This window comes from Desulfovibrio piger ATCC 29098, assembly GCF_000156375.1.
GTDB classification, from domain to species: Bacteria; Desulfobacterota; Desulfovibrionia; order Desulfovibrionales; family Desulfovibrionaceae; genus Desulfovibrio; species Desulfovibrio piger.
The window spans coordinates 84,909-97,689 of sequence record NZ_DS996353.1; the positions used below are offsets into that span (position 1 = coordinate 84,909).

A 12,781-nucleotide genomic window follows, 5' to 3' on the forward strand; every position below is an offset into this window, starting at 1 on the left:
ACAAGACGTTGTTTGGCTGCGCTGATGCCGCTGTCAGGTGGAGACGCTCTGGATGGCGGAGCGTAGGGGAAGACGTTTGAAGGAAAAGAGCTTTGCGTCTGCGCAACAGGAGGACGCCACAGGGCAAGCCTGTGACGCTGTCCCATGACAGGGGCGCAGAGCGGTGGGGCCTCCTGCCGGAAGCCCCGGCCGTCGTTCCTAATCCAGGGTCAGGATGACGGACAGGGCCTTGAAGATGACCCAAACGCTGCTGCCCACCGGCGGGATGGGGCTTTCACCGCGCACATGCAGAGCGCAGGCCTGGCTGCCGTCAGGCAGGTTGACCAGGATCTCGGCCAGCATCTCGTCCTGGCGCACACGTTCCACCGTGCCCCGGAAGCAGTTGCGTGTGGCCACGGGGGGCTTGTCCTGGCCCTGGTCGGGCTCGATGATGATCCAGGGGGCCTTGATGCTGGCGGTGACCAGCATGTCCTTGGAAAGCCCTAGGCTCTTGCAGCTCTCGTCCGTGATCATGGCCGTGACGCGCAGGCCGCCCGCCGTGCACAGGACCACGGTGACGATGATGCCCGAGGCCCGCAGCTGTTCGATGCGGCCATGGAAGACGTTTCGGGCGCTGGTGCGCAGGCCGCTGGTACGCTGGACATGCTCACGCAGCAGGGTCTGCGCGGCCTTGAGGTTGTAGCGGATGCTGCCGGACTGCTGGCGCCGGTTGCGCCCGGCGAACATGTCGGCCACAGGGGCGGGCAGGCCTTGGCGGACAAGCTCGAGGATGCGGCTCTGGCGCAGGCTGCGGGCGCTGAGCAGGCCCGCGGGCAGGCCACAGGCGTTGCCGCACTGCTGCAGGCTGCGGCGCACATAGCTGGCATCGCAGTGGAGCAGGGCGCCGCTGGGCGTGAACAGGGCGGGGTCTTCCATCATCTGGCGCAGGCGGCGGCAATGGGTGGCGGGCAGGGGGACCTGCCGGGCATGTTCCCCCTGGATGTGGATGAGCCCGGCGCCCCAGTCCATGTGCCCCAGTTCCAGGGCAAGGGCTTCCACCAGGCGCAGGCCGCCATAGCGCAAGAGCATGAAGATGCACCACAAGCGGGCATGGGCCCGGCGTGCCCGCATGCTGGTCGATTCGGCGTACTGTTGCCAGTACCAGGATTCGGCGGCCAGCAATTCCTGGTCGCTCAGGCCTTTTTCGTCACGCAGCAGGCTGGCGTTGTCCTGGCGCATGAGCTTCTGTTGCAGCCATTTCCTGTCTTCCGTCTCCAGACTGTGCAGTAAAGTACTAAGTTTTTCACGTTTTTGCGTGGAAACCATAGAAAACCTCCCTGAAGCTTCCTTAAAATAACTTGTATCATAAGATGTTACAAGTTGTCGCGCTTTTCGTATAATCCGTGCCTGCCTTGCCCTGCTCCTGAAGGCGCGTAAAGTGCATCATGACAAGAACATAAAAAAGCCAAGGAGGCTTGTATGTTGTTTGAACGAGTGCTTTCCGCCTGTACCAAAAGCGTGTCCCTGGCCGTGGCCGCCCTTGTCCTGGCCCTCAGCTGCGGGCAGGCCGTGACGGTGTCCGCCGGGGAGATGACCGTTTCCGCGGCGGCCAGCCTGACCAATGCCTTTGCGGAACTCAAGACCGCGTTTGAAAAGTCCCATCAGGGCCTGACCGTGCACACCAATTTTGCCGCCTCCAACCCGCTGCTCAAGCAGATGCAGGAAGGGGCGCCGGTGGACGTGTTCGCTTCCGCCGACCAGGAGACCATGGACAAGGCCCAGAAAGCCCAGCTCATCAAGCCTGAAAGCCGCAAGAATTTCGTCAGCAACACTGTCGTCCTCATCGTGCCCGCCCAGGGCAAGAAGTTCGGCAGCCTTGCCGAACTCAAAAAGGCCCAGCGCATCGCCGTGGGTTCGCCCGAAAGCGTGCCGGTGGGCCGGTATACGCGTGATGCCCTGAAGAACGCCGGACTCTGGGAGACCCTCCAGCCCTCCTTCATCTACGGCAACAGTGTGCGGCAGGTCCTGGATTACGTGGCCCGTGGTGAAGTCGATGCCGGCATCGTCTACGCCACCGATGCCAAGCAGCGCGCCGACAAGGTCGATGTCTGCCTGACGCTCACGGGCCACAAGCCTGTCACCTATCCCATTGCCGTAGCCACCACCGGCAGCAATGCTGCCATGGGCCAGGCTTTCGTGGACTTCGCCCTTTCCCCCGAAGGACAGGCGATCCTGGCCCGTTACGGCTTCTCCAAGCCGTAGATTCTGATGGCGGCGTTGCGGGCGCTGCCGTCCTGTTCACACCGGGCCCGGACATGTCCCGACTCCTGCATGTCCGGGTCCGGCATGTTGCGCTGCATGCCTCCGGTCCGGTAATACCGCCTGTGGCCGGAGCGCGGATTGCTTCTCCCTGCCGGCGGCCGGGCCTGCCCCTTCGCCGGTATCGTTGTCCGGATACCGCATGGAATACCTTGTCCCTACCGATCTTGCCCGACCGCTCCTGCTCTCGCTGCGGGTGGCGGGCATCGCGACCGCGCTTTCCTTTCTGGCCGCGCTTTTCGTGGCCTGGCGTCTGGCCCGTCGCCGCGGCCCCCTGCCGGCCCTGCTGGATGCCCTGTGCACGCTTCCCCTCGTTCTGCCGCCCACGGTGCTGGGCTATTACCTGATCCTCGTCGTGGGCCGTAACGGTCTGCTGGGCCCGGCGTTTCGGGATCTTGGCCTGCAGCTCATCTTTTCCTGGCAGGGGGCGGTGGTGGCCGCCACCGTGGTGGTCTTTCCGCTGCTCTACAAATCCGCACGCGCGGCCCTGGAACAGGTGGACCCGCATCTGGAGAACGCCGCGCGCACTCTGGGGGCCTCGGAGCTGCGCATCCTGCTGACCGTTTCCCTGCCGCTGGCCTGGAAGGGCATCTTTGCCGGGCTCATGCTGGCCTTCGCCCGCGGTATGGGCGAATTCGGCGCAACCCTGATGGTGGCGGGCAACATCCCCGGCAAGACGCAGACCCTGGCCCTGGCCATCTACGATGCCTTCCAGGCGGGCAACGACGCCCTGGCGACCCTGCTGGTGCTGGTGACGTCCGGGCTGTGCGTGACCCTGCTCATGGCCGCCGAAGTGCTGGTCAAATACAAAAGAAGGCGGCGCAGCGCATGATCTTTCTGGATATAAAAAAATCGTTCGATGATCCCGGCAGGGAAGCGCCCTTCCATCTGGGCATCCATCTGGAAATGCCGGAGGACAGCCGTACCCTCGTCCTGTTCGGCGCGTCCGGTTCGGGCAAGACCCTGACCCTGCATTGCCTTGCCGGTCTGGTCCGGCCCGATGCCGGCCGCATCGTAGTGGACGGGAACGTCCTCTATGACAGCGAGCAGGGCATCTGTGTGCCTGCCCGGCGGCGGCGCATCGGCTACATGTTCCAGGATTACGCCCTGTTCCCGCATCTGAGCGTGCTGCACAACGTGGCCTATGCCGGCACGGGCCTGCTGCCCTGGCGCCTGAACAGGGAGCAGCACGCCTGGGCCATGGACCTGCTGGAGCGTCTGGGCATCGCTCATCTGGCCCGCCTGTATCCCGGCAATCTATCCGGCGGGCAGAAGCAGCGTGTGGCGCTGGCGCGGGCCCTGGGGACACGTCCGTCGCTCCTTTTGCTGGACGAGCCCTTTTCCGCGCTCGACCCCCTGTTGCGCGAGCGCCTGCGCGGCGAGATCCAGGAGATCCTTGCCGCATTCGCCATCCCCGCCGTCATTATCAGCCATGACCCGGAAGATGTGGATGCCTTTGCCGGGACCCTGGTCACCTATCACCGGGGACGGGCCCGCATGATAGCGGATTATGCTTCCCTGCGCCGGGGGTATGCATCGGCGGGCGACTGCCTGCGCCATCTACAACAGGAGATGCAGGCGGAGAGCGCCCGGGCCGCAGGGCAGTAGCCCGGACCGGGGCCGTCTTCCCGGACGGCAGGACGCCTGTGCGTCATGCCGCCAGGGGACTTTGCTGTCCGGCAGGCGCATGCCCGCATGTGGATCTTTGTTTGCCGTCATCCCTTAAGGGATAGGCCCTTGTCGGAAAGCCTCCTTCGGGAGGCTTTTTTGTTGCAGTCCTGCACCCGGAGAGAGGCGGAAGGATGCATCGCTGCGCCACGGGAAGAAGAGATGGAAAAATTTCTCCAATCCTGTCGCATGGTTTTGCAGAAGGTACGGATTTTGCTTGTCATTTATGAAAGATTTCTTTTGAATAGCCGTGGCGTCAGCTCGTGGCGCCAGGGGGAAAAGATGACGGATTCGGAACGATCCATACCGGGTACGGGGCCCGCAGCACGCCGCGTCTGGCAGAAAGGCCTGCCGCTGGCACTCCTGACGTTGCTGTGCATGACCCTTTTTGCCCTCAACTCCATCCTGTGCCGTCTTGCCATGCTGCATCACGGCATGGATCCGGTCAGTTATACGGCCATCCGCATGACGTCCGGCGCCCTGATGCTTTTTGTCCTGCACAGGTGGCGCCAGCGGCGTCACGGACAGGTGCCGGACTGGCGGGGGCAGGGCAGCTGGGGCGCGGCGCTGGCGCTGTTCACTTATATGCTGGCGTTCTCCGTCGCCTATGTGAGCATGCCCACCGCGGCCGGGGCCCTGGTCATCGCCGTGGCCGTGCAGACCAGCATGATCGGCTACGGCATCCACGCGGGACAGCGGCCCAATCTGGGGCAGACGCTGGGGATAGGCATGGCCATGGCCGGGCTCGTGGTCCTGCTGCTGCCCGGTCTGGAAGCGCCGCCGCTGCCGGCGGCCTGTGTGATGTTCGTGTCCGGTTCCGCCTGGGGGGCCTACAGCCTGTGCGGCCGCAAATTCCGCCATGCGGCGGAGGCCACCACCGACAATTTCATCCGCTGCGTCCCCCTGGTCCTGGTGCTGATGCTGGCCCTATGGTGGCGGCTTTCCCTGCCGCCGCAAGGGGTGGTGCTGGCCCTGTGCGCCGGGGCCCTGGCCTCCGCCCTGGGCTATATCCTCTGGTATGCACTGGTGCCCTGTTACAGTATCGCTGCCGCTGCCGCCGCCCAGCTGAGCGTGCCCGTCATCACGGCCCTGGGGGCGGTGGTCTTCGTGGGCGAGCCCATCACCCTGCGTCTTGTGCTGTGTTCGGCCGCCATCCTCGGCGGTATCTTCATCGTGGCCTTGTGGGGGCAGCGGCATGCTGTGCCCCGGCCTGACGGCAAGGGATGCGGACAGTCGGCGGATACCGCCTCAAGGAGATGATCATGATGCAAGGACTGGAACTTTCCCGGCGCTATTTCGAGGCCTGTCTGCCCCTGTTGCAGGAGCAGGCGGGCGATATCCTGCCCCTGTGCGCCGTGGGGCTGGCAGGGGAGGGCTCGGAATGTCTGGGCTTTGACGATGCCACGTCACGGGATCACGACTGGGGGCCTGGCTTCTGCATCTGGCTTTCACGGGAAGACCTGGCCCGGCACGGGCAGCGGCTGGAAGACGTCCTGCGCCTGCTGCCCGGGACCTTCGAGGGCTTTCCCTGCCGCATGGCACCGGAACGGCGCATGGGACGGACAGGGCCCCTGGCCATGGAGGCTTTTTATGCCCGCTTCACCGGCCGCGATACGCCGCCGTCCGACTGGCGTCACTGGCTGGGCATGCAGGAGTGGGGTCTGGCCACCTGCACCAATGGCGAGGTCTTTTTCGACGGGTCCGGTCGTTTCAGTGCCTGGCGTACGACCCTGCTGGACTATTTTCCCCGGGACCTGCACCTGAAAAAAATGGCCACGCGCTGCATGCAGATGGCGCAGGCCGGTCAGTACAACCTGCCGCGCTGCCTTGAGCGCGGGGACAGTATCGGCGCCATGCTGGCCCTGGGGCGCTTCAGCGAGGCGGCCCTTTCCCTGGCCTGTCTGCTGAACCGGCGCTACCTGCCGTTCTACAAATGGGCCTGGCGCACCGTGCAGGGCCTGCCGCGGCTGGGTGCCGACATGTGTGCGGCCCTGCAAGAGGCCGCAGCGGCTCCCTTGACGACCGAGGCCGGAGGACAGAAAGCCGTGGCGGCCGTGGAAGACATCTGTGCCCTTGTGGCCGAAGAGCTGCGGCGTCAGGGGCTGAGCGACGAGCAGGACAGCTGGCTGTGGCTGCACGGGCCGATAGTGATGCGGCAGGTGCGCACGGTGGAGATCCTGCGCATGGATCTGCTGCGGGATTGACGGGCAGACGGTTGCGACCGGCTGCCCGTTTTGGCAACATGGGGCCAGCATGGCCGGACGTCTGCGCACACAGCCCGGCAGAAGAGATATTTTCAGGAGTGCAAACATGGATGCGAAAAGCTGGATCCAGGAGATCCGTGCCGCTGGCAAGCTGATGGCTGCCGGTGACCTTGCCGGTGCCGAGAGCCGGTATCGTCAATTGCTGGACAAGGGGACGGACAATCCCCTGCATAAGGCTCTGGCCCTGGACGGGCTGGGGCGTGCGGTCTTCGAGCAGGGCCGCCAGGACGAAGCCATCGAGGCCATCGAGGCGGCCGTGAGCCTGCTGCGTGAGCGGCAGGGCGTGCAGGATCCCGCCACGTGCGGTGCTCTGCAGAACCTGGGGCGCCTGTACCTTGCTGCCGGACAGGTGGAAAAGAGCATCGCCGTGAGCCGCGAAGCCGTGGACGGCCTGAGTGCCGCCTTTGGGGAAGATCATCCTCTGGTGGCCGGGGCCATGCTGCGTCTTTCGGCCTGCCTGTACATGCAACGGGATCTGGACGGGGCCGAGGCGCTGCTGCTCAAGGCCCGGGACGTGTTCGAGAAGCAGAGCGGCGACGAGTCTCGTATGGATGTCTCCACCTGCCTGAACAATCTGGGACGCATCCACGAAGAGCGTGGTGATCTGGAACAGGGCATCGCCCTGCACCGTCAGGCCGTGGCCATCCGCAAGGAACTGCTGGGCGATCATACGGAAACGGCCTTCTCCCTGGGCAACCTGGGCGTGGCCCTGGCAACGGCTGGCCAGTGGCAGGAAGCCGTGGATACCCTGCAGGAGGCCCTGGACTGCTATGCCCGTGCCGGACATACCACCGGACCGGACATCGAAGGCTACCGCAAGAATCTTGAGATCTGCCGCCATGCCCTGAAGATGGTGGCGCCGGGGACAGCTCCCCAGGTCAGCGACGACTAGCCGGCCATATATTTTCTGCGACCGACAAAAAATAAAAACGGGGAAGTGCCTCACGGCATTCCCCCGTTTTTTTGTACGGGAAGGAAAGTTGCCTGCGGTAGGGCTGCTCGTTGCGCCTGGCGGCAGGATTATCTGGGCGCGGGGTCAGGTCAGCGATCCGGAGCGCAGACAGGACACAGGCGGCTCAGGGGCCCCGGAGCCTTGATGCACCCCTGGCCGACTGGGACAGGCGCCTCAGCGGCGACGCAGGGCAAAGGCCAGCACAAGGATGACCAGGGCCAGGCCACCGGCGGCTACGGGCAGGGCCTCCATGGCATCCAGACTGGCACCATACTGTTGCCGGACCAACGCGGCCCCGGCAAAAATGATCCCGGCAAGGATGGCCTTGAGGCCCACACCACGCCATTGCCTCCGGCGCAGGGCCGTCCGGCTCCGGTACAGGCTGTCGCCATGGCGTGCCTCGTAGGCGGCCAGATCGAGGCCGCGGCGGGCCAGTTCCGCATCAAAGAGCTCGCGGGCCTGTTCGGTCAGCTTGTGGCGTTCCAGCGCGCACAGGCTCTCATCATCCAGTTCGGCATAGCGCTGTTGCAGCAAGGTCTTTTTTTCGTCGTTCGTCATGGCTGTACGGGAAGGGAAGGTGCCGGGGCCTGCGGAGAGACCATTTCCGGCAGGAAGGTGATGCGCGGCAGGCCACGGCCTTCCAGCGCACCGCGGACACGCTGTTCAAAAAGCTCCCTGCTCATGACCGGGCCGTCCTTCTGGCCATCGAGCGTGACATGGGCTTCCAGCAGGGCCGGGCCGTAGCTTTCCGGGGCGGTCTGATAGCCGCTGGCCGTGGTGACGCTCAGCGGCGCATGCATGAAATCGAGGCTCTGCATGAAGACCCGGAAACGCACTTCACTGTCGTTGCCGGGGCCTTCCCACAGTTCCATGGCCAGGATGGTGCCGGGCGGCAGGGCATTGGGAGGGAAGCCCGAAGCCTGCCAGTCGATGCCCAGCAGGGCGCCGATGGCGGCCAGATTGTTGTCGTTGCCTACAAAAACGGCGCACTTGGCCTCGTTGAGGCGCGGGTCGGCATGCTGGCTGTAAAGGGCCAGGGCCATGTCCCGCAGCAGGGGGCCGCCGTAGATGCCGGCGATCAGCGGCGTGCGGTGCAGGGCATTGAAGATCTCGCTGCGGATGGGCAGGAGCTTGCGCAGGGCCGCGGCATTGGCCTGGCCCCAGGCGGCCTCCTGCTGCGGCCACTGGGCGTACTCCTGCACCAGCAGGTCCACCAGGGTCGATCCCAGACCGAGGCCGCCCCGTATCTCCACACGGCGCCCCATGTCCATGATGGAGATGGTGGGGACCATGTCGGACAGGCGACAGCCGCCGGGCAGGTTGATGCTGTTGCAGGCTTCGGCGGACAGGGGACCTGCGAGCTGGTCCAGCAGGGACATGGGCTCGCCCAGGCTTTCCCAGAACTGGGAGAAGTCCCCGTTGATGTGATCCAGGATGGCCAGGGCGGTTTCGGCCGGATCGAAGATGGCAAGACCGGCCTGGACGGGCTCGAAGAGAGGATCGGGATCCAGATTCACCACGGCATAGGCGGGCAGGGTGCCCGGCGTCAGGCCCTGCAACAGGGCCTCGGCAGTGCCGCGGCTGCGCGGGGTGTTGTCCGCACGCACGAACACCCGGGATTCGGTCTTTTGCGCCGGCAGCAGGTCGGCCTGGAGGTACAGGGCACGCAGGGAGGCCCATTGGGCCGTCAGCAGCTGGGCGCCGCGCGGCGAGATCTGGCCGGGCCCCACAGGCCATTGCGGCCAGGCTTTGCCGGTGATTCGGGGCAGCTGGTTGTCGTCGGCAGGGGCCGCGACACCGTGACGTGTCAGCATGACGACCTTGCTGAGGTGGTAGGCGGAGGGGGCAGCAGACACCGGACAGGGCATCAGGCCCAGGAGCAGGGCGAGCAGTCCGGCGAGGCATGTCCAGGTTCGCATGAGGATCTCCTTTCTTGATGGTAGCATAAGCGCAAACGATGCCGGGGGCAATGTCTTGCGCGAAGGTGTCCGCATCTCTTCCGAACGAGGATGTGACGTTCATGTTACAGGCGTTCGGGCATGGACAAAGCGGCCCGGCGCTGCTAGATTCCTGCTTTCCACCTGTAGAGGAAAACGGCCTGCGGACAGGCCGAAAGCCGCCGGGCGGCGCAGGCGGAGAGAGTTTCAGCAACGACCCGAAAGGGTGGAGCATGGCATGAGCAGACTGACCAATCGAGATTTTTTGAAGGAAACGGACTTTACTTCCGAAGACCTGATCTACTTGCTGGATCTGGCCGCCGCACTGAAAAAAGCCAAGCAGGAAAAGCGCGAGCCCAAGTTCCTGCTGGACAAGAATATCGTGCTGCTGTTTGAAAAGGATTCCACCCGGACCCGTTGCTCTTTTGAAGTGGCGGCCCATGACCAGGGTGCCCATACCACCTATCTGGGCCCCTCCGGCTCCCAGATCGGCAAAAAGGAATCCATGGCCGATACGGCCCGCGTGCTGTCCGGTTTCTATGACGGCATCGAATATCGCGGCTTCGGGCAGAGCATCGTGGAAGAGCTGGCCCGCTATGCCAGCGTGCCGGTGTGGAACGGCCTGACCAACGAATGGCACCCCACCCAGATCCTGGCGGACTTTTTGACCATGCGCGAGCATTGCGACAAGCCCTACAAGGACCAGACCATGGCGTATATCGGTGATGCCCGCTACAATATGGGCAACTCCCTGATGATCGCCTCGGCCATGCTGGGCCTGGATTTCCGCAGCGTGGCGCCCCGGGCCCTGTGGACCTCCGACGAGGTCTACGAACAGGCCTGCGCCATCGCCGAACGGACCGGTGCCCGCATCACCCGCACGGAAGATGTGGACAGCGGCGTCAAGGGCTGCGACTTCCTGTATTCCGACGTCTGGGTCTCCATGGGCGAGCCGGAAGATGTCTGGCAGGAACGCATCAACCTGCTGACCCCCTATCGTATCGACAGCGAGATGATGCGCAAGACCGGCAATGAGCGCTGTGCTTTCCTGCACTGCCTGCCCAGCTTCCATAACCGCGACACCATCATCGGCGAGAAGATGTACCAGCGTTTCGGTCTGGAATGCATGGAAGTGAGCGACGAAGTCTTCGAATCGCCCAACAGCCTCGTGTTTGCCGAAGCCGCCAACCGCATGCACACCATCAAGGCCGTCATGGTGGCCACGCTGGCCGACGTGCCGGACGATTTTGTGAAGCAGGGCAGCCTGTAAGCCGTGCCGTGACCGGCCCGCAGCCTTTTCCCGCCCTGTGACGGCGCCTCTCTTTTCCGGGAGGGCATGGATGGCGGGCCGGCCGGCGACCGGACAACAACTTCATGAATAAAAGAGCGTGCATCCGCAATGGATGCACGCTCTTTTATTTTTTATGCGGCATACGGCAGCGGCTGTCCCGTACCGGGATGGTACAGCAGCCCTTGCATGTGGTTCCGCAAACTGACACCGCATCCCTTCCCATACTCATCGCCACAGCCTGCAGGACGTTTTGCCGGACACATCATGGCGGCCCCTCGCGGATTCTTTCTGCCCGCAAGGGCCGTGCGCGTTTCGGGTCAGGAAGTCTGGCCGTTTGCCGCGCAAAGCGCTTTTTTCATCTGCACACGGGGATGGGAAGGCGGGGCCGTCCTGTGCGTGACACCAGCGTCACAGGGATCGTGACAGCGGTTTTTGAAGGGTGAGGGGGAAGGGGGAGAGGGGGACTTTTTTCCGCTGGAAAAAGTCCCCCTCTCCCCTTGAAAAATATGGATGCGCGATACGCGGCTAGCGGTATTCGCGGCCGGACCAGAGCACGCGGCCGATGACGCGGAACTGTTCGGCGCAGTCGCCGCTCAGATCGAGGGTCACGGGAGGGTAGGCGGGGTTGGTGCTGTGCAGGACGATCTGGCCGGGCAGCAGGTCGATGCGCTTGATGTAGATGGCATCCTCAAAGCCGATGGCATAGAGTCGCCCGGAGACGATCTCGGTCTGGCCCTGATCCAGCAGGACAAGGTCGTTGTCCTGGATCTCGGGCACCATGCTGTCGCCCGAGACACGCATCAGCACCATGCGGCGGGGATTGCCCTTGCGGTGCAAAAAGTCGCTGCGGAAGGCATAGCCGCCCTCCTGCTCGTTGCTGACTTCCAGACTGCCGGAACCTGCGGACAGGCGGGCCACCACCAGGGGCACGGTGATCATGTCCACATCGTCATCCACATCTTCCAGCATGAGGCAGGCGGGCATGGCGCCGGACTCCACCAGCGGGAGGCGCATGGGGCCACGGCCGAAGAAGAGCCAGTCGGCATTGCAGCCTGTTTCCGCGGCGCAGATGCGGACCCATTCGTCCGGGACCTGGCCTTTGGCCAGTGCCTGTTCCACATCCGTCACGGGCAGGCCCAGGGCCCGGGCCAGTTCAACAGCGGTATCCGCCTCCAGCGCCTGCATGAGGCGTTGCACGATTGTCGGATCGGAACGGGAATCGGTCATGGATGATCTCCTCGGCACAGTATGGAAAACGTCATCATGCTAGCAGCAGGGCAGGGGGAAGGCAAGCCGCGGCAAGACCGGACAGGCGGGATGCGGGCGCTCACCCATGCGGGCCGCTTTTTGGGGGGCGCAGGTACCGGCAGGCTGGAAAGGGGCTGCCCGGTATGGTTTCCGGTCAGTGGGCAAGAAAAAAGCCCCGCCGGAGCGGGGCTTCAAGACGATGTGCCGGACTAGGCAAGCAGTCCCTTGGAAGCCAGGACGCCCTTGAGGCGTTCCAGATGTTCGTCGGTCAGCGGACAGAGCGGCAGGCGCATCTCGTCGGTCATGCGGCCCATGAGAGCCAGGGCGGTCTTGACCGGGATGGGGTTGCTTTCCATGAACATGGCCTGATGCAGGACGAAGAGGTCATGATGGATGCCCATGGCGGTGGCGATGTCGCCCTTGGCGAAAGCATTGTACATGGCGGCCACCTTGCCGGGGACGATATTGGATGTCACGGAGATGACGCCGCTGCCGCCGATGGACATCAGGGGCAGGGCGGTGAAGTCGTCACCGGAAAGCAGGCTGAAGCCCTTGGGGCACTGTTCCATGATCAGGCTGCACTGGCTCATGTCGCCGGTGGCTTCCTTCACGCCCACGATATTGGGGAATTCATGGGCCAGGCGGCTGAGGGTGGCAGGCAGCAGGTTGGTGCCGGTACGGCCGGGAACGTTGTAGGGGACCAGAGGCATGTCGACAGCTTCGGCGATGGCCTTGAAGTGGCGGTACAGACCTTCCTGGGTGGGCTTGTTGTAGTAGGGGGTGATCAGCAGCGCACCGTCGGCCCCGGCCTTTTGGGCGAAGCGGGTCAGGCGGATGGCTTCGATGGTATTGTTGGAGCCGGCACCGGCCAGGACGGGCACGCGACCCTTGACCTGGTCGATACAGATCTCGATGACACGTTCATGCTCTTCGTGGGAGAGCGTGGCCGATTCGCCGGTGGTGCCGCAAGGCACAAGGCCGTGGATTCCCTCACTGATCTGGAATTCAATGAATTCGCGATAGGCGGCTTCATCAACGGCGCCGTTTTTGAACGGCGTGACGAGGGCGGTCAGGGCACCGAAAAATTGCATGGTCCACTCCTTGGAACTGGGCTAAATGGGAC

At 64.2% G+C, this 12,781-nt stretch carries 12 protein-coding genes; 7 read left to right on the plus strand and 5 right to left on the minus strand.

The window, feature by feature from the left end:
- Positions 1-198: 198 nt before the first annotated feature.
- Positions 199-1,305, minus strand: a complete 1,107-nt coding sequence (locus tag DESPIG_RS01915; protein WP_006004371.1) for a TOBE domain-containing protein — start codon at positions 1,303-1,305, stop codon at positions 199-201.
- A gap of 153 nt (positions 1,306-1,458) precedes the next feature.
- Between DESPIG_RS01915 and modA the strand changes: the two genes are divergently transcribed.
- The 6 genes from modA to DESPIG_RS01945 all read left to right on the plus strand — a co-directional run bounded on the left by modA (position 1,459) and on the right by DESPIG_RS01945 (position 7,122).
- Positions 1,459-2,241 carry a molybdate ABC transporter substrate-binding protein gene (gene modA, locus DESPIG_RS01920; protein WP_006004373.1) on the plus strand — a complete coding sequence of 261 codons (783 nt, stop codon included), beginning with the start codon at positions 1,459-1,461 and terminating at the stop codon, positions 2,239-2,241.
- Between the two features lie 199 nt (positions 2,242-2,440).
- Entirely contained in the window at positions 2,441-3,130 is a 690-nt protein-coding gene (gene modB / locus DESPIG_RS01925) for a molybdate ABC transporter permease subunit (RefSeq protein ID WP_006004377.1), read from the plus strand.
- Complete coding sequence (locus DESPIG_RS01930) at positions 3,127-3,906, plus strand: ATP-binding cassette domain-containing protein (protein ID WP_006004379.1); 780 nt, start codon at positions 3,127-3,129, stop codon at positions 3,904-3,906. The genes modB and DESPIG_RS01930 overlap by 4 nt, the downstream gene beginning before the upstream one ends.
- 342 nt (positions 3,907-4,248) lie before the next feature.
- A complete protein-coding gene (locus tag DESPIG_RS01935) occupies positions 4,249-5,226 on the plus strand; it encodes a DMT family transporter (protein ID WP_081446794.1) in 978 nt (325 codons plus the stop codon).
- Between the two features lie 2 nt (positions 5,227-5,228).
- Positions 5,229-6,170: a DUF4037 domain-containing protein gene (locus tag DESPIG_RS01940; protein WP_246118384.1), complete on the plus strand. Its 942-nt coding sequence runs from the start codon at positions 5,229-5,231 to the stop codon at positions 6,168-6,170.
- A gap of 106 nt (positions 6,171-6,276) precedes the next feature.
- Entirely contained in the window at positions 6,277-7,122 is an 846-nt protein-coding gene (locus DESPIG_RS01945) for a tetratricopeptide repeat protein (RefSeq protein WP_006004385.1), read from the plus strand.
- A 234-nt stretch (positions 7,123-7,356) separates the two neighbouring features.
- Here DESPIG_RS01945 and DESPIG_RS01950 read toward each other — a convergent pair whose 3' ends face one another.
- On the minus strand, positions 7,357-7,740 hold the full coding sequence (locus DESPIG_RS01950) for a hypothetical protein (protein ID WP_006004387.1): 384 nt from the start codon (positions 7,738-7,740) through the stop codon (positions 7,357-7,359).
- The gene (locus DESPIG_RS01955) at positions 7,737-9,101 is read right to left on the minus strand and encodes a histidine-type phosphatase (RefSeq protein ID WP_050760240.1); all 1,365 of its coding nucleotides are present in this window, start codon (positions 9,099-9,101) and stop codon (positions 7,737-7,739) included. The genes DESPIG_RS01950 and DESPIG_RS01955 overlap by 4 nt, the downstream gene beginning before the upstream one ends.
- A 256-nt stretch (positions 9,102-9,357) precedes the next feature.
- Between DESPIG_RS01955 and argF the strand changes: the two genes are divergently transcribed.
- Positions 9,358-10,389 carry an ornithine carbamoyltransferase gene (argF, locus tag DESPIG_RS01960; protein WP_006004392.1) on the plus strand — a complete coding sequence of 344 codons (1,032 nt, stop codon included), beginning with the start codon at positions 9,358-9,360 and terminating at the stop codon, positions 10,387-10,389.
- 546 nt (positions 10,390-10,935) lie between these two features.
- Here the strand turns inward: argF and DESPIG_RS01965 are convergent.
- Both DESPIG_RS01965 and dapA read right to left on the minus strand, forming a co-directional pair.
- Complete coding sequence (locus DESPIG_RS01965; RefSeq protein WP_006004397.1) at positions 10,936-11,637, minus strand: LexA family transcriptional regulator; 702 nt, start codon at positions 11,635-11,637, stop codon at positions 10,936-10,938.
- Positions 11,638-11,867: 230 nt separating this feature from the next.
- Complete coding sequence (dapA, locus tag DESPIG_RS01975; protein WP_006004401.1) at positions 11,868-12,749, minus strand: 4-hydroxy-tetrahydrodipicolinate synthase; 882 nt, start codon at positions 12,747-12,749, stop codon at positions 11,868-11,870.
- Positions 12,750-12,781: the final 32 nt, after the last annotated feature.